The 16123-nt window shown below is 62.8% G+C and carries 16 protein-coding genes; 13 read left to right on the plus strand and 3 right to left on the minus strand.

Going from position 1 to position 16123, the window contains the following annotated elements:
* Positions 1–133 precede the first annotated feature (133 nt).
* On the minus strand, positions 134–991 hold the full coding sequence (locus tag BMW76_RS16000) for a LysR substrate-binding domain-containing protein (protein ID WP_090866647.1): 858 nt from the start codon (positions 989–991) through the stop codon (positions 134–136).
* Positions 992–1107: 116 nt separating this feature from the next.
* Between BMW76_RS16000 and BMW76_RS16005 the strand changes: the two genes are divergently transcribed.
* Positions 1108–1491, plus strand: a complete 384-nt coding sequence (locus BMW76_RS16005) for a cupin domain-containing protein (RefSeq protein WP_090866649.1) — start codon at positions 1108–1110, stop codon at positions 1489–1491.
* Between the two features lie 10 nt (positions 1492–1501).
* On the opposite strand, the gene BMW76_RS41150 is transcribed toward BMW76_RS16005, so the two are convergent.
* Entirely contained in the window at positions 1502–1642 is a 141-nt protein-coding gene (locus BMW76_RS41150; protein WP_177200401.1) for a hypothetical protein, read from the minus strand.
* Between the two features lie 319 nt (positions 1643–1961).
* On the opposite strand from BMW76_RS41150, the gene BMW76_RS16010 reads away from it, so the two are divergent.
* The 3 genes from BMW76_RS16010 (at position 1962) to BMW76_RS16020 (ending at position 5184) form a co-directional block, all read left to right on the plus strand.
* Positions 1962–3170 (plus strand): NAD(P)/FAD-dependent oxidoreductase, encoded by a 1209-nt coding sequence (locus BMW76_RS16010; RefSeq protein ID WP_090866651.1) that lies wholly within the window; start codon positions 1962–1964, stop codon positions 3168–3170.
* A 267-nt stretch (positions 3171–3437) separates the two neighbouring features.
* A complete protein-coding gene (locus BMW76_RS16015; RefSeq protein WP_090866653.1) occupies positions 3438–4352 on the plus strand; it encodes a LysR family transcriptional regulator in 915 nt (304 codons plus the stop codon).
* Positions 4353–4437: 85 nt separating this feature from the next.
* On the plus strand, positions 4438–5184 hold the full coding sequence (locus BMW76_RS16020) for a lipoyl protein ligase domain-containing protein (RefSeq protein WP_090866925.1): 747 nt from the start codon (positions 4438–4440) through the stop codon (positions 5182–5184).
* 54 nt (positions 5185–5238) lie between these two features.
* On the opposite strand, the gene BMW76_RS16025 is transcribed toward BMW76_RS16020, so the two are convergent.
* On the minus strand, positions 5239–5820 hold the full coding sequence (locus tag BMW76_RS16025; protein WP_090866655.1) for a hypothetical protein: 582 nt from the start codon (positions 5818–5820) through the stop codon (positions 5239–5241).
* A gap of 444 nt (positions 5821–6264) precedes the next feature.
* Between BMW76_RS16025 and BMW76_RS16030 the strand changes: the two genes are divergently transcribed.
* The 9 genes from BMW76_RS16030 (at position 6265) to fba (ending at position 16066) form a co-directional block, all read left to right on the plus strand.
* Positions 6265–7749, plus strand: coding sequence for a form I ribulose bisphosphate carboxylase large subunit (locus BMW76_RS16030; protein ID WP_090866657.1), 1485 nt, complete (start codon positions 6265–6267; stop codon positions 7747–7749).
* 14 nt (positions 7750–7763) lie between these two features.
* Positions 7764–8183, plus strand: a complete 420-nt coding sequence (locus BMW76_RS16035; protein WP_090866926.1) for a ribulose bisphosphate carboxylase small subunit — start codon at positions 7764–7766, stop codon at positions 8181–8183.
* A 64-nt stretch (positions 8184–8247) separates the two neighbouring features.
* A complete protein-coding gene (gene cbbX / locus BMW76_RS16040; protein WP_090866659.1) occupies positions 8248–9126 on the plus strand; it encodes a CbbX protein in 879 nt (292 codons plus the stop codon).
* Between the two features lie 9 nt (positions 9127–9135).
* Positions 9136–10215 carry a class 1 fructose-bisphosphatase gene (locus BMW76_RS16045; RefSeq protein ID WP_090866661.1) on the plus strand — a complete coding sequence of 360 codons (1080 nt, stop codon included), beginning with the start codon at positions 9136–9138 and terminating at the stop codon, positions 10213–10215.
* 39 nt (positions 10216–10254) lie between these two features.
* Complete coding sequence (locus BMW76_RS16050) at positions 10255–11133, plus strand: phosphoribulokinase (protein WP_090866665.1); 879 nt, start codon at positions 10255–10257, stop codon at positions 11131–11133.
* 36 nt (positions 11134–11169) lie between these two features.
* Positions 11170–13215 carry a transketolase gene (tkt, locus tag BMW76_RS16055; protein WP_245763252.1) on the plus strand — a complete coding sequence of 682 codons (2046 nt, stop codon included), beginning with the start codon at positions 11170–11172 and terminating at the stop codon, positions 13213–13215.
* Positions 13215–13880, plus strand: a complete 666-nt coding sequence (gene gph, locus BMW76_RS16060) for a phosphoglycolate phosphatase (protein ID WP_090866928.1) — start codon at positions 13215–13217, stop codon at positions 13878–13880. Before tkt ends, gph begins: the two co-directional genes overlap by 1 nt.
* Before the next feature lie 35 nt (positions 13881–13915).
* Positions 13916–14932 (plus strand): type I glyceraldehyde-3-phosphate dehydrogenase, encoded by a 1017-nt coding sequence (gene gap, locus BMW76_RS16065; RefSeq protein ID WP_090866669.1) that lies wholly within the window; start codon positions 13916–13918, stop codon positions 14930–14932.
* A gap of 87 nt (positions 14933–15019) precedes the next feature.
* Positions 15020–16066: a class II fructose-bisphosphate aldolase gene (gene fba, locus BMW76_RS16070; protein ID WP_090866671.1), complete on the plus strand. Its 1047-nt coding sequence runs from the start codon at positions 15020–15022 to the stop codon at positions 16064–16066.
* The last annotated feature ends 57 nt before the right edge of the window (positions 16067–16123 follow it).

The raw sequence follows: 16123 nt of genomic DNA on the forward strand, positions 1-16123 counted from the left end.
CAGCGTAGTCAGCGTATCTGTTATCGACGGGAAGGGTTGGGGAATGTTCCGCGTGTGAAATCGATGCGCAGACTCCGGCGTCGATTGCTTCCACACTCGCAGCCCGCCACGATCGATCCAGCCAACGCGAAACCTAGCGCCCGCGCATCATCGCGTCGCGCACGAACGCAGCGAACGTCAGTGCCACGGGTTGTATCGTCGATGGCACGCGAAGGCTGATCGCAAACGGTGGAAGAGGCGGCAGCCCGGCGGCGTCCGGCAGGATATCGAGGTCAGCGGGCACAGTGGACACGAGCCACGCCGTGATCGCGAGTCCGCTGCGGACCGTCGCGGCCGTCGCCTCGATGTTCCCGCTCTCGAACACGGTGCGCCAGGCGATGTCGCGATTCGCGAGCGCGTCAAGCACAAACGGCCTGAATGCGCATGATTCGTCAACCATCGAAAGGGGCAGCGGCCGCTTGAGATGCACGTCGCTGCCGCGCGCGCCGACCCAGACGAGCGGCTCGATACGCAACACATCGGGCGGCGCCGAATGCGCAGGCTCTTCGATAAGCGCGAGATCGAGCGTGCCCTGGTCGACCGCCTCCATCAGTTGAGGCGAGGTCCCGCAAACGAGGGTGATTTCGACCTGCGGATGCTCGTCAGCGAACATCTTCATCACGGGCGCGAGATGGGTGCCTACGAGGTCGTGCGGAACGCCGACCTTGAGCCGGCCATGCAACGGCTGCGCCGTCATGTCGCTCCAGATCTCGTCGTTCAGACGCAGCAGTTGCCGTGCTTTCGCAAGGAAGTGCTCGCCTTGACGCGTCAGATCGAGGCGCCGTGCCTCGCGAACCAGCAGCGCGCAGCCGAGCAGATCTTCAAGCCGCTTGATCTGCTGGCTCACGGCACCTTGCGTCATGTTCAGCAGATTCGCAGCCGCCGTCATGCTGCCTCGCTCGGCAACAGCGACGAAGGTGCGCACGAGCGCCATGTCCAGGTTTCGCGTCATCCGTTCATTATGCCGCGTAATGGGCGGCATCAAGATTTTTGGTTTTTCTGATTTCGATCGACTGGCTACAGTGTTCGCTCGCTATAGAGAACCCAATTCACACGCTGGAGATAAATATGATTGCCCCTCCCTTTGCCGACACGTTCGACCTCGTTGCGCAGTTCGATCAGCTTGCGTCGTACTGGTCTCCCAAAGTCGTCGCGCAGGTCAACGACCAGTACATCAAAGTCGCGAAAGTGCGCGGCGAACTCGTCTGGCACAGCCACGACGAAGAGGATGAACTGTTCTACGTGGTACGAGGCCGCTTGCGCATCCAGTACGAAGGGGGCCGGGAAGTCGAACTGCCCGCCGGCTCGATGCATGTAGTGCCGCGCGGCACACGTCACAACCCCGTCGCAGACGAAGAATGCTGGATCATGCTCGTCGAGCTTGCATCGACGAAGCACACAGGCGACGTCAAGTCGCCGCTGACAAAGACCATCGACCAGCAGCTCGCGTGACAGAGCGCGATCACAACAGCTGATACGAAAACGTTGCGTTGACGCGCGTGCTGCGCGATGCGCTTTCGATCGGCGCATCGCCGACTGCTTTTGCGATCGACAGATCGAGGATGTAGTGCCGGCTGTCGGTGAGCCGCACGCCGATGCCCACCGACGCGCTTCGGCCAAATGCGGTGCGTGCTTGCGTGTCGCGCCGCGATGCATCTCACGAATAGCGGCTCAGCCTGCGGCGCCCCACACGAGTTCCGTTGTTCACTCTGTCGATTGTTGCCGTGCGGGCAACACGGTGAACGCATCCGCGGCGCTACTCGCGCTCGATGGCCAAACCTAGAATTCGTGTCGACGAGGGGCATAGGCAATTGCACATGCAGTCGCGCAAGCAATTGCACAAACAACGTCCCCTATGTCGATCATGCTCAGTCATTTCGAACTGTCGTCGACTCCGCAACTTTCTAACGGAAGGTAATGTCATGTCGCAAAAGATCCTGATCGTGGGTGCCGGCTTTGCCGGAGTGTGGGGCGCACTCGGCGCAGCACGCGTGCTCGACGCAGCTGGCGTAAGGAGCAGTGACGTTGAAGTCACGTTGATCTCGCCGAAGCCTGAGTTGCAAATCCGTCCGCGGATGTATGAAAGCGAGCCGCAGAAGATGGCTGCACCGCTGCTGCCTTTGCTCGATGCCATTGGCGTGAAATTCGTCGAAGGCAGCGTCGACGAGATTTCCGTGAAGGAGAAGACGCTGAGTGTCGTGTCGGCCAACGGACAAAAGCGTTCGCTCGCATACGACCGGCTGCTGTTGACCAGCGGCAGCAAGCTGAACAGGCCGCCGATTCCAGGCCTCGCGGAGTACGCTTTTTCCGTCGATCGAATCGAGGATGCGGTCGCGCTCGACAACCACTTCGCGGAATTGGCGAAGCTGCCGGATTCGCCTGCGCGCAATACCGTCGCAGTTGTCGGCTGCGGCTTTACGGGTATCGAGGTTGCGACCGAACTGCCGAAGCGGCTGCGCGCATCGTTCGGTGCCGATGCGGCCGTTCGCGTTGTCGTGATCGGCTCGCAGGACACGATCGGTCCTGATCTTGGGCCGAATCCGCGTCCGTTTATCGCTGAGGCGTTTCAATCGCTGGGCGTCGAAACGGTGCTGGGCTCTGGCGTGGTGTCAGTCGATGCGGACGGCGTTCGCACCGCATCGGGCACGCGCATTGAAGCGAAAACGGTGATCTGGGCAGGCGGCATGCGTGCAAGCTCGTTGGCCGCGCAAGTTTCGTCGCATGTCGATCCGCTCGGACGTGCCGAAGTGGCGCCGGATCTGCGTGTGCCGGAAGCACCCGATGTCTTCGTCGCGGGCGATGTTGCGCGGGCGCGGACCGACGATGACGGTCACTTCGCGCTGATGTCGTGTCAGCACGCCATCGTGATGGGCCAATTCGGCGGGCACAATGTTGCCGCCGATTTGATCGGCGTTCCGACTCTGGAATATCGTCAGCCGTTCTACGCCACTTGCGTCGATCTCGGCGAGTGGGGCGCGATCTATTCGGAAGGTTGGGATCGACAGGTCAAACTCACGCACGCCGAAGGCAAGGCGCGCAAGCAGATGATCAACACGAAGTGGATCTATCCGCCGGCGCCCAATCGTGCGGAAGCATTGGCAGCGGGTAATCCGCAAGCGTCATTCGGCTAGAAGAACTCTGCGCTAGAAGAGCGCCAGCAATTCGACTGCGGGCAAAGGGCTTCGATCGAGGTCTTTGTGCCCGCATAAACGCGTGTCCGTCGAATCTCCTGAAACCCGCAATCGGGCGTGTCAATAGAATCGCGTCCGCATTTCCCCGGCTCCACGAACATCCTCATTCCTCTGCCGCAAAGAGGCAAATCCAGTTCCCAGGCCTGGTTCTTTACTTTTGCGGAAAAACTGATCTATAAAGGAGGCACTATTGATTCCAGATCAAATATGAAAGTCACCCTCGACGAACTGCAGACCTTTGCGACAGTAGTCGACACCGGCTCCATCACAGCCGCAGCCGAGCAACTGGATCAGACCGTGTCGGGTGCGAGCCGGACGCTGGGCAGACTCGAAGAAAAGCTGCAAACCACGCTGCTGCGCCGGACCACACGGCGCCTCGAATTGACGGAAGAAGGAAAAGCCTTTCTTCAACATACGCGTGAGATCATCGGCGCGGTAGAAAACGCCGAAGAGCAACTCGCCGCGCGGCGGGAGCGGCCTTCCGGACGTTTGCGCGTCGATGCCGCCACGCCGTTCATGCTCCACGTGATCGTGCCTCTCGTGGCAGGCTATCGGGCGCGTTATCCGCAAGTCGAACTGGAACTGAACAGCAACGAAGGCGTTATCGATTTGCTCGAACGGCGCACCGATGTCGCGATCCGGATCGGCAAGCTCAAAGATTCGACCTTGCACAGCCGTCCCGTCGGCAGCAGCCGGATACGGGTACTGGCCACGCCCGAGTATCTGAAAGCACAGGGTCATCCGAAACGCGTGGACGACCTCGCGAAGCATTCGCTGCTCGGATTCACGCAGCCCGAGTCGCTCAATGTATGGCCGTTGATCGGACCGGACAACGAGCCCTGTCGAATCGAACCGACTATCGCGGCATCCAGCGGCGAAACGCTGCGACAGCTTGCGTTGGAAAGTGCGGGCATCGTCTGTCTGTCCGACTTCATGACGGGCCGCGACCGTCGAGAGGGCAGGCTCGTTCAGCTTTTCCCGCGACAGACACAGGACGTCCGTCAACCGATCAATGCCGTCTACTACCGCAACACGGCGATATCGGCGCGGATCGCTTCCTTCGTCGATTATCTGGTCGAGGCCGTCAAGGCGACGGAGTTCGCACGCTCGCCTGTGCATTGAAGAACGGGCACGTGCGGAAGCACGAAGACCATTCATAATCGCTTTGTGAAGACCTTGTCGAACCGCCCGCGCAATGATGAAGAACATGCCATTCGTATTCGTCGAGTCCGATCCATCCGGGACTGACCCGCTGCAAGAAGAGCTGGCGCTGCTGGACTTGGCGGCGCAAGGTCGCCGCGCGGCGCAGCTATGGGAAGCGCCCGTGTCGCTGGTGGTGCCGCGCAGCTATCTGCGCTATCCGGGGTTCGAGACGGCACGTGCGAGCTTCGCCGGGCGCGGCTGTCCCGTCTGGCTGCGCATGTCGGGCGGCGGGCTGGTTCCACAGGGACCCGGCATCCTCAATCTGAGCCTCGCGTATGCGGTGACGCGGCCGCCCGGAGCGTTGAGCGAGGCGGTCTATCTGCATCTGTGCGAGGTCGTCGGCGGTGCGTTGCGCTCGCTTGGCGTAGCTACTCACTGGCAGTCCGTGGATGGGTCGTTCTGCGACGGCCGTTTCAATCTCGCCTGGGGGCCGGCGGAACAGGCGCGCAAGATCGCCGGCACCGCCCAGTACTGGCGGCGCGCGCCAGCCAGCATGCAAACGGACGACAATCAACGACACCTTGTTCTTGCACACGCGGTGCTAGTGGTGAGCGCGGATATCGACGAGATCAATCAGCGGGCCAATGCCTTCGAGAACGAAGCAGGCAGCGGCCGTCACTATGACGCGCGCAAGGTGGTGAGCGTTCAGGAAGCGATGGGCGATGTCGCGGTTGGCCGGGAAGGGTCGCTGATGTCGATGGTTTCGCGTGCGCTGAAGGAAGGCCTCGACGGCATCGCATTGCCGCAATAGTCCGGAGACCGCTACAGAATGGCGCAAAACGCGACGTCTGACTCTGCCCGTTGACTACTTGCTCGCTCCTGGCGTGACGGATATCGCAACCGCTTCGGTGTGCACGACCTCGACCTGATCACCCTTGCGAATGTCCTTCAGTTGCTCGGGGTCCACCAGCACATCCATTGCACCCTGCGGCCCCCTTATCGTGACGTGGTTCCGCGTTGCATCCACCGCAACGACATCGCCCACTACCGTTATCTCACGACTGATTGTGCCCCCCGGTTTGGTCCCGGACGCGGCCGGCTGAAAGGTCTGCCGCTCGCTGGAAGAGCGCGGGCCGCTCGTTTTTTTCAGGCTCAGAGAGCGCGCCTCCTGGTACTCGGTGGTGACCACATCGCCGACCTTGAGCTGATCGAAGTTGCGCACCCGGTCGCCTGCCGCAAGTTGTTCGACGCGGCCGTTCTTGTCCTTGAGCGTGACGGTCCGGGTCGCGGGATCGATGGAGACGACCGTGGCGACGACGGTTGTCGTTCCTGTCACGGTGCTCTTGCCTGGTCCCTGCTTGATCTCCACAGACGGCTGTTGCTGGGCAAATGCCGGGCAGCCCGTCATCGCGATGACGGCGGCCACAAGGAAATGCTGGATCTTCATTGCCGTGCTCCTCGGGATGGCGGTGAGGCAGCATCGCTCGATGCGGAACTAGCCTCACTATCAAATCGGTTGCTCCCATTCAATTGGACTTTCTCACATCCCGCGATGGCGTGCACAGGGACATGTCCTTGGGCTGCATGGCCTGATCCCGCACCCCGTTCGTCACCCGCTTCGCCCGTCCCGTCGACAGTGACGGAGGCAGGCTCCCGGCCATACATGCAGGCGGGTTGCGGCGCTGCAATATGCCGGGGCACAGACCCGACGTCCCGGCGGCTCACGTGAAGTTCAGATGACGCGCGACGGCCACGAATACGCGAAGCTGCCGAAGCGTAAAACCCATCACTAAGCAACGCTTAATCGAGACCAAAGAAGAAATGAATTCCTAACGATTACCAGGCCGCATAACCTTGTTTTCCATGAGGTCAGCCAACGAGGAGCGAGACGATGACCATTCCCGTGGAAAGCAGCGTGATCACCGATGCCAGGCAGCGTTATGCAGCGGGTGTACTCAAGTACAGGCAGATGGGGTACTGGCAGCCGGATTATCAACCGAAGGATACGGACGTCATCGCACTGTTCCGCATCACGCCGCAGCCGGGCGTGGAGCCCGACGAGGCAGCGGCGGCCGTGGCGGGCGAATCGTCGACGGCGACATGGACGGTGGTCTGGACCGACCGGCTCACCGCCTGCGACAAGTATCGCGCGAAGGCGTACCGCGTCGATCCCGTGCCGAACACCGGGCCGGGCACGCCGACCGAGCAGCAGTACTTCGCGTACATCGCATACGAGCTCGATCTGTTCGAGGAAGGGTCGATCGCGAATCTGACCGCGTCGGTGATCGGCAACGTGTTCGGCTTCAAACCGTTGAAGGCGCTGCGTCTCGAGGACATGCGCATTCCCGTTGCGTACGTGAAGACGTTCAAGGGGCCGCCGACAGGCATCGTCGTCGAGCGCGAACGTCTCGACAAATTCGGCCGCGCGCTGCTCGGCGCGACGATGAAGCCGAAGCTCGGCCTGTCCGGAAAGAACTATGGGCGCGTCGTGTATGAAGCGCTCAAGGGCGGCCTCGACTTCACGAAGGACGACGAGAACATCAATTCGCAGCCTTTCATGCACTGGCGAGACCGCTTTTTGTTCTGCATGGAAGCGGTTAAGCGCGGAGAAGCGTCGAGCGGCGAGATCAAGGGACATTACTTGAACGTCACCGCCGCGACGATGGAAGACATGTACGAGCGCGCCGAATTCGCGAAGGAGCTCGGCTCGTGCATCGTGATGGTCGATCTCGTCATCGGCTGGACTGCGATCCAGTCGATGTCGAACTGGGCGCGCAAGAACGACATGATCCTGCACATGCACCGCGCCGGTCACAGCACCTATACGCGGCAGAAGAATCACGGCGTGTCGTTTCGCGTGATCGCGAAGTGGCTGCGCCTCGCGGGCGTCGACCATGCGCACGCGGGCACGGCCGTCGGCAAGCTCGAAGGCGATCCGCACACCGTGCAGGGCTTCTACAACGTGTGCCGCGAATCGCGCAACGAGGTCGATCTGCAGCGCGGTCTGTTCTTCGAGCAGGACTGGGCCGCGCTGAAGAAGGTGATGCCCGTCGCTTCGGGCGGCATTCACGCGGGACAGATGCATCAGTTGCTTGCGCTGTTCGGCGACGACGTCGTGCTGCAGTTCGGCGGCGGCACGATCGGCCATCCGATGGGCATCCAGGCCGGCGCGACGGCGAACCGCGTCGCGCTCGAAGCGATGACGAAGGCGCGCAACGAAGGGCACGACATCGCGAACGAAGGACCAGCGATTCTCGAAGCCGCGGCGCGCTGGTGCACGCCGCTCAAGCAGGCGCTCGACACATGGCGCGACGTGACCTTCAACTACACGTCGACGGATACGCCCGACTTCGTGCCGACAGCAACGGCATCGTAAAGATGGAGAACGACATGCGACTCACTCAGGGAACGTTTTCTTTCTTGCCCGATTTGACCGACGACGACATTCGCGGACAGATCGAATACGCACTGCGCCAGGGATGGGCCTGTTCCGTCGAATTCACCGACGATCCGCATCCGCGCAATTCGTTCTGGGACATGTGGGGCCTGCCGATGTTCGACCTCAAGGACGCGGCGGGCGTGATGCTCGAAGTCGATGCGTGCCGCAAGGCGAAGCCGGGGCACTACGTGAAGGTCAATGCGTTCGATTCGACGCCCGGCTTCGAGACGATGCGGCTGTCGTTCATCGTGGCCCGCCCGGACAACGAGCGTGGTTTCTGCCTCGTGCGCGACGAAGGCGAAGCACGCACGATCCGCTACCGGCTGCGTCCGTATGCAGACGACCGGCCGGAGGGCGAGCGCTACGAGTAGTGCCCGAACGTAGTACCCGAACGGATCGCCGCATAGTCCAACCCGTTGACGAGACTCGACGCCCATGAGCACCGAAAACGCCATTGACCTGCAAGCGATAGTGCGCGACGCGCAAATCCACGATGTGCTGGAACGGCTCGATCGCGAGCTGGTCGGGCTCGCACCCGTCAAGTCGCGCATTGGCGAGATCGCCGCGTTCCTTGTCGTCGAGCGCGCGCGCAAGGAGCTGGGCATGGCGACCGCCGCGCCGTCGCTGCACATGTGCTTCACGGGCAATCCCGGCACAGGCAAGACCACGGTGGCGATGCGCATGGCGGAAATCCTGCATCGCCTCGGCTATGTGCGCAAGGGGCACGTCGTGGCCGTCACGCGCGATGATCTCGTCGGCCAGTACATCGGCCACACAGCGCCGAAGACAAAGGAGGTGATCAAGCGGGCGATGGGCGGCGTGCTCTTCATCGACGAGGCGTATTACCTGTACCGCCCGGAGAACGAGCGCGACTACGGCCAGGAAGCAATCGAGATTCTGCTGCAGATCATGGAGAACCAGCGCGACGATCTCGTCGTGATTCTCGCGGGCTACAAGGACCGGATGGACACGTTCTTCAGGAGCAATCCGGGCATGACGTCGCGCATCGCGCATCACATCGACTTTCCGGACTATACGGACGAGGAGCTGTTCGAGATCGCAGAACTGATGCTGCGCGACATGCACTACAGGCTCGATGCCGACGCGAAGGTCGCGCTGCGCCAGTACATCGGGCGACGCAAGAGCCAACCGAACTTCGCGAATGCGCGCTCGATTCGCAACGCACTCGATCGTGCGCGGCTGCGCCAGGCCAACCGCGTCTTCTCGTCGACAGGAACGGTGACGCGTGACGTGCTAGAGACGATCGTCGATGCCGATATTCGCGCAAGCCGCGTGTTCCGCAATACCCAATAGGAGGCAGACATGCAGCACGGCCGAACGACGCTCTCGAAGTTTATCATCGAAGAGCACCGCCGCCATCCGGCGCAGGACGAGCAGCTGACGGCGCTCATCAACGACATCCAGACCGCGTGCAAGTACATCGGCACGCGCGTCGCGCGCGGCGCGCTCGACGGCGCGATCGGCGCTGCGGGCGCGAAGAACGTGCAGGGGGAGACGCAGCAGAAGCTCGACGTGATTTCGAACGAGATCATGCTGTCGTGCTGCGAGTGGGGCGGGCAGCTCGCGGGGATGGTCTCCGAGGAACTGGAGCACGCGTACGAGATTCCCGCCGAGTATCCGCGCGGACGCTATCTGCTGCTATTCGATCCGCTCGACGGCTCGTCGAACATCGACGTCAATCTGACCGTCGGCACGATCTTCTCGGTGCTCGAAGCGCCGCCGGGCATTACCGATCCGCGCGTCGAAGATTTCTTGCAGCCGGGCAGCAAGCAGGTCTGCGCGGGCTACGCGCTGTTCGGTCCCGCCGACATGATCGTGCTGACGCTCGGCCGTGGCGTGCACGGCTTCACGCTCGATCCGCAGATCGGCGCATACATCCTGACTCATCCCGATCTGCACATCGGCGAGGACACGCAGGAGTTCGCGATCAACGCGTCGAACAGGCGCTTCTGGGAGCCGCCCGTGCAGCGCTACATCGACGAGTGCGTGAAGGGCCAGGCCGGTCCAAGGCAGAAGGACTTCAACATGCGCTGGATCGCGTCGCTCGTCGCCGAGGTGCATCGCATCCTGATGCGCGGCGGCGTGTTCATGTACCCGAAGGACTACAAGGACCCGGCGAAACCCGGACGCTTGCGGTTGCTCTACGAAGCCAATCCGATGGCGATGATCGTCGAGCAGGCGGGCGGGCGTGCATCGACGGGACGCGGACGCATTCTCGATGTCATGCCGCAGGCGCTGCATCAGCGCGTGCCCGTGATCCTCGGCTCGCGGCGAGAAGTCGAGCGGCTCGAGCGTTATCACGTCGAGTACGACAGCGGCACCGACGAGCGCTTCGAGTCGCCGCTGTTCAACACGCGCTCGCTGTTCCGCGCAACCCAGTGACGCGCCCGGGCTCCACGATATCGAACACGAGGAAGAGACATGTCGACTAAACATCCGATCGTCGCGATAACGGGTTCGTCGGGTGCGGGCACGACGACGATTACGCGATCGTTTCAGCACATCTTCCGGCGCGAGAAGGTCAAGGCGGCGATCATCGAAGGCGATTCGTTCCATGCGTTCGATCGTCAGCAGATGCGGCAGAAGCTGAAAGAAGCCGAAGAGACGGGCGATCAGCACTTCAGCCATTTCGGACCGGAGGGAAATCTGTTCGAAGAGCTGGAGCAGTTGTTCTCCACATACGGCTCGACGGGCACGGGCAAGTCCCGCAAGTATCTGCACGATGAGGCGGAAGGCGCGGCGCACGGACAACCGCCGGGCACGTTTACGGCGTGGGCCGACGTCGACGAAGGCACCGACCTGCTGTTCTACGAAGGACTGCATGGCGCGGTCGTCACGAATCGCGTCAACGTCGCGCAGCATGCGGACCTGCTCGTCGGCGTGGTCCCCATCATCAACCTCGAATGGATTCAGAAGCTGCATCGCGACAAGAACATGCGCGGCTATTCGCAAGAGGCCGTCGTCGACACGATCCTGCGCCGGATGCCCGACTACGTGAGCTACATCTGCCCGCAGTTCTCGCGCACGCATGTGAATTTCCAGCGCGTGCCCGTCGTCGACACATCGAATCCGTTCACGTCACGCGATATCCCGTCGCTCGACGAAAGCATGCTCGTGATCCGCTTCGCGAATCCCAAAGGAATCGACTTTCCGTATCTGCTGTCGATGCTGCACGACTCGTACATGTCGCGTCCGAACACGATCGTGTGCCCTGGCGGCAAGATGGGCCTCGCGATCCAACTGATCTTCACGCCGATGATCCTGCGCCTGATGGGCAACCGCGAGCAGGCCACGATGTGAAGGCGCGTGCCGATGTCATGAAGGAGGACTCTCGCAATGAATGATTCCGCTCACATGTGCCTGGAGGCGGCGTTGCCGCAGAGCCGGCGCCGTCTCGCGAACGCGCTCCGCTTTCTCGCAATCGATGCCGTCGAGGCCGCGAAATCGGGCCATCCGGGCATGCCGATGGGCATGGCCGATATCGCCGAAGTGTTGTGGCGCGATCATCTGCGGCACAGCCCGTCCGATCCGTCGTGGCCCGATCGCGACCGCTTCGTCCTGTCGAACGGTCACGGCTCGATGCTGCTTTACGCGGCGCTGCATCTGTCTGGTTACGATCTGCCGCTCGACGAACTGAAGCGCTTCCGGCAATTGCACGCGAAAACGCCTGGGCATCCGGAAGTCGGCCTCACGCCCGGCGTCGAGACGACGACGGGCCCGCTCGGGCAAGGGCTTGCGAATGGCGTCGGCATGGCGTTCGCGGAGAAGCTGCTCGCCGCGCGCTTCAACCGCGCAGGGTTCCCCATCGTCGATCACCACACGTATGTGTTTCTCGGCGACGGCTGCCTGATGGAAGGGGTCAGCCACGAAGCCGGTTCGCTCGCGGGCACGCTCGGGCTCGGCAAGCTGATCTGCTTCTACGACGACAACGGCATCTCGATCGACGGTCACGTGAGCAACTGGTTTACCGACGATACGGCGGCGCGCTTTCGCGCATACGGCTGGAATGTGATCGGACCGATAGACGGCCACGACGCGCTGGCGGTCGATGCGGCGATACGCGATGCGCACACGAACGCGAAAGCGAGCGGCGCGCGTCCGAGCCTGATCGTGTGTCGCACGACGATCGGCTGGGGCTCGCCGAACAAGGCGGATACGCACGACGTGCACGGCGCGCCGCTCGGCGCGGATGAAATCGACGCAACCCGGCGCGCGCTCGATTGGGACCATCCGCCGTTCGAGATTCCCGATGACGTTCGCGCGAACTGGAGCCAGCGCGAGCGCGGCGCGGCACGCGTGCGCGAATGGAACGCGATGCTCGAAGCGTATCGCGTCGAATATCCGGACGACGCCGCGGAATTCGAGCGGCGCATGCGCGGCGAACTGCCGCCAGACTGGCCACGCATCACGCAGCAGCTTGTCGATGTCGCGCGCGACGCGACCGGGCCGACCGCGACGCGCAAGTCATCGCAGATCGCGCTCGACGTGCTGGTGCCCGAACTTCCCGAGCTGTTCGGCGGCTCTGCGGATCTGACGGGCTCGAACCTGACGGCCGTGAAGGCGTCGCGGAGATTCGTGCCGGGGCAAGCGATCGATCCGCACGCGAACTACCTGTCATACGGCGTGCGAGAGTTCGGGATGATGGCGATCATGAACGGGATGACGCTGCACGGCGGCTTCATTCCATACGGCGGCACGTTTCTCGTGTTCTCCGACTACGCGCGCAACGCGATACGGATGAGCGCGTTGATGAAGCAGCGCGTCATCCATGTGCTCACGCACGATTCGATCGGCCTCGGTGAAGACGGCCCGACGCATCAGCCAATCGAGCATCTTGCGAGCTTGCGTCTGATTCCGGGCCTCGACGTGTGGCGTCCATGCGATACCGTCGAGACAGCGATCGCGTGGCAGATGGCGATCGAACGCGCGAACGGCCCGACGTCGCTCGTCGCGTCGCGTCAGAACCTGCCGCAGGCGACGCGCGACGACACACAGATGGCGCTCGTGCGCAGAGGCGGCTACGTGCTGAGCGAGGCGACGGGCGGCTCGCCCGACGTGGTGATCATCGCGACGGGATCGGAAGTCGCGCTCGCGCTTGCCGCACAACGCCAGCTTGACGAGCAGGGCGTGTGTGCGCGCGTCGTGTCGATGCCGTCGACATCCGTGTTCGACCGGCAGGATGCCGAGTATCGCGCGCAAGTGTTGCCACCGGGCGTGCGCCGTGTCGCGGTCGAAGCCGCGCACAGCGACTTCTGGCACAAATACGTCGGACCCGATGGGCGCGTAATCGGCCTCGCGTCGTTCGGCGAATCGGCTCCGGCGGGCGAGTTGTATGCGCACTTCGGCGTGACGGTCGAACGCGTCGTCGAGGCATGCGTGTGATGAAAACGCGGCTCATCACGTTCGACCTCGACGGAACGCTGATCGACACGGCGCCGGAACTCGCGATGGCCGTCAACCGTGTACTCGACGGGTACGGCTATCCCGCTGTCACGCTCGATACCGTCATCGGGCACATCGGCAACGGCACACGCGTGTTGATGCAGCAGGTACTGACGGGCTTGGGCGTCGAAGCGGATATCGCGCTGGACGAGATCATGCCCGTGTTCGACGCGCACTACGACACTATCGCGGGCACCACTGTGCAGCCGTATCCGCGCGTGCACGATGCGCTGGCGCGCCTGCGGTCCGCCGATATACACATGGCCGTCGTCACGAACAAGGACTTTCGCTTCGCACAGCGCCTGTTGCAGCAAGCGGGGCTTGCGTCGTACTTCGACGTGGTGCTCGGCGGCGACAGCCTTCCGTACAAGAAGCCTCATCCGCTGCCGATCCGCTATTGCCTCGATCATCTGAAGGTGCCCGTGCATGCGGCGGCGCATCTCGGCGATTCGCGCACCGACGTGCAGTCCGCGCGCCGCGCCGGCGTCGCGGCATGGGCCGTGCCCTACGGCTACAACCACGGAGAGCCGATTGCAAACGCGCGACCGGACCGCGTATTCGCGACCATCGACGAGATGGCCGATCACGTCGTGTCGCCGCACTGAGCGATTCGACATGTACTCACGATAAAGGAGTCGACATGCCCATCAACGTGGCGATCAACGGTTATGGCCGTATCGGCCGCAACATCCTGCGTGCGCTGTACGAATCGAAGCGGACGGACGAAATCCGCATTGTCGCGATCAACGATCTCGGCGACGCGCGGATCAACGCGCATCTGACGCGCTTCGACACCGTTCATGGTCCGTTTGTCGGCACGGTCGACGTGGAAGAAGATGCGTTGGTCGTGAACGGCGACCGTATCAAGGTGCTGTCCGTGCGCAATCCGGCGGAACTGCCGTGGCGCGCGCTTGCCGTCGATGTCGTGCTCGAATGCACGGGTCTCTTCACGAGCAAGGAAAAGGCTTCTGCCCATCTTGCAGCGGGCGCGCGCAAGGTGATGATTTCCGCGCCGGGCGGCAAGGATGTGGACGCGACGATCGTCTACGGCGTCAACGACGGACTGCTCAGACAGTCGTTCACCGTCATTTCGAACGCGTCGTGCACGACCAATTGCCTCGCGCCCCTCGTCAGGCCGTTGCATGCGGCGATCGGCATCGAGCACGGCTTGATGACGACGATTCATTCGTACACGAACGATCAGGTGCTGACGGACGTGTATCACACGGACCTGCGCCGCGCACGCGCCGCCACGCAGTCGATGATTCCGACGAAGACGGGCGCGGCCGCCGCTGTCGGTCTCGTGATTCCCGAACTGAACGGGCGGCTCGACGGCTTCGCGATTCGCGTGCCGACGATCAACGTGTCGGTCGTCGATCTGACCTTCACGTCGATGCGTCCGACGAACGCCGACGAAGTCAACGCGATCGTCAAGGAGGCCGCGCAAGGCGAGCTCAAAGGCATCGTCGGCTACAACGACGCGCCGCTGGTCTCCGTCGATTTCAATCACGACGCGCGCTCATCGATCTTCGACGCGACGCAGACGCGCGTGACAGGCGGCACGCTCGTCAAGGTGCTGAGCTGGTACGACAACGAGTGGGGCTTCAGCAACCGCATGCTGGACACCACGGTCGCGTGGATGAAGGCGGCGCCATGACGCGCCGTTGCCGAACGATTCGCCGTCGAGCACGCGGTTGCACTCGACGGTCTCGCAAGCAATCGCGTCATCATCAGGAGACTTGTCATGGCACTCATCTCGCTGCGCCAACTGCTTGACCATGCCGCCGAGCACGGCTACGGCGTCCCCGCTTTCAACGTCAACAACCTCGAACAGATCCAGGCGATCATGGAGGCCGCCGAAGACACGCAAAGCCCCGTGATCCTGCAGGCTTCCGCCGGCGCGCGAAAGTATGCGGGCGAGCCTTATCTGCGTCACATGGTGCTCGCCGCGACGGAATCGCATCCCGACATCCCCGTCGTGCTGCATCAGGATCACGGCGGGAGTCCGTCCGTGTGTCAGATGTCGATCCGTTCGGGCTTTTCGAGTGTGATGATGGACGGCTCGCTGGAAGAGGACATGAAAACGCCTTCTAGCTACGAGTACAACGTGCGCGTCACGCGCACCGTGTGCGAGATGGCGCATGCCGTCGGCGTGTCCGTCGAAGGCGAGCTTGGCTGTCTCGGTTCGCTCGAGACGGGCGATGCCGGCGAGGAAGACGGCGTCGGCGCGCAGGGCAAGCTGTCGCACGACATGCTGCTGACGGACCCCGCACAGGCGCGCGATTTCGTCGAGCGCACGGGTGTCGATGCGCTGGCGATTGCGATCGGCACGTCCCATGGCGCGTACAAGTTCACCCGCAAGCCGAGCGGCGACATTCTCGCGATCGACCGCATCGCGCAGATTCATGCGCAGATTCCGGACACGCATCTGGTGATGCACGGATCGTCTTCGGTGCCGCAGGAATGGCTGGCGATCATCCGCAAGTTCGGCGGCGAGATCAAGGAGACGTACGGTGTGCCCGTCGAAGAGATTCAGCGCGGGATTCGCAGCGGCGTGCGCAAGGTCAACATCGACACCGACATCCGCCTCGCGATGACGGGGGCGATGCGGCAGGTCTTTGCGGAGCAGCCGTCGGAATTCGATCCGCGCAAGGCATTCGCGGCCGCGAGAAAGGCTGCGCGCGGCATGTGCGCCGCGCGCTTCGAAGCGTTCGGCTGCGCAGGGCAGGCGCCCCGGATCAAGCCTGTTCCGCTCGAGCAGATGGCCGAGCGTTATGCGGTGACAGCCTGACGTCAGAAAGCACCCGATTTGAATGGAAGCGTGCGCCCGCCCTGCTGCATTGGCAGC

Source organism: Paraburkholderia diazotrophica (assembly GCF_900108945.1).
GTDB classification, from domain to species: domain Bacteria; phylum Pseudomonadota; class Gammaproteobacteria; order Burkholderiales; family Burkholderiaceae; genus Paraburkholderia; species Paraburkholderia diazotrophica.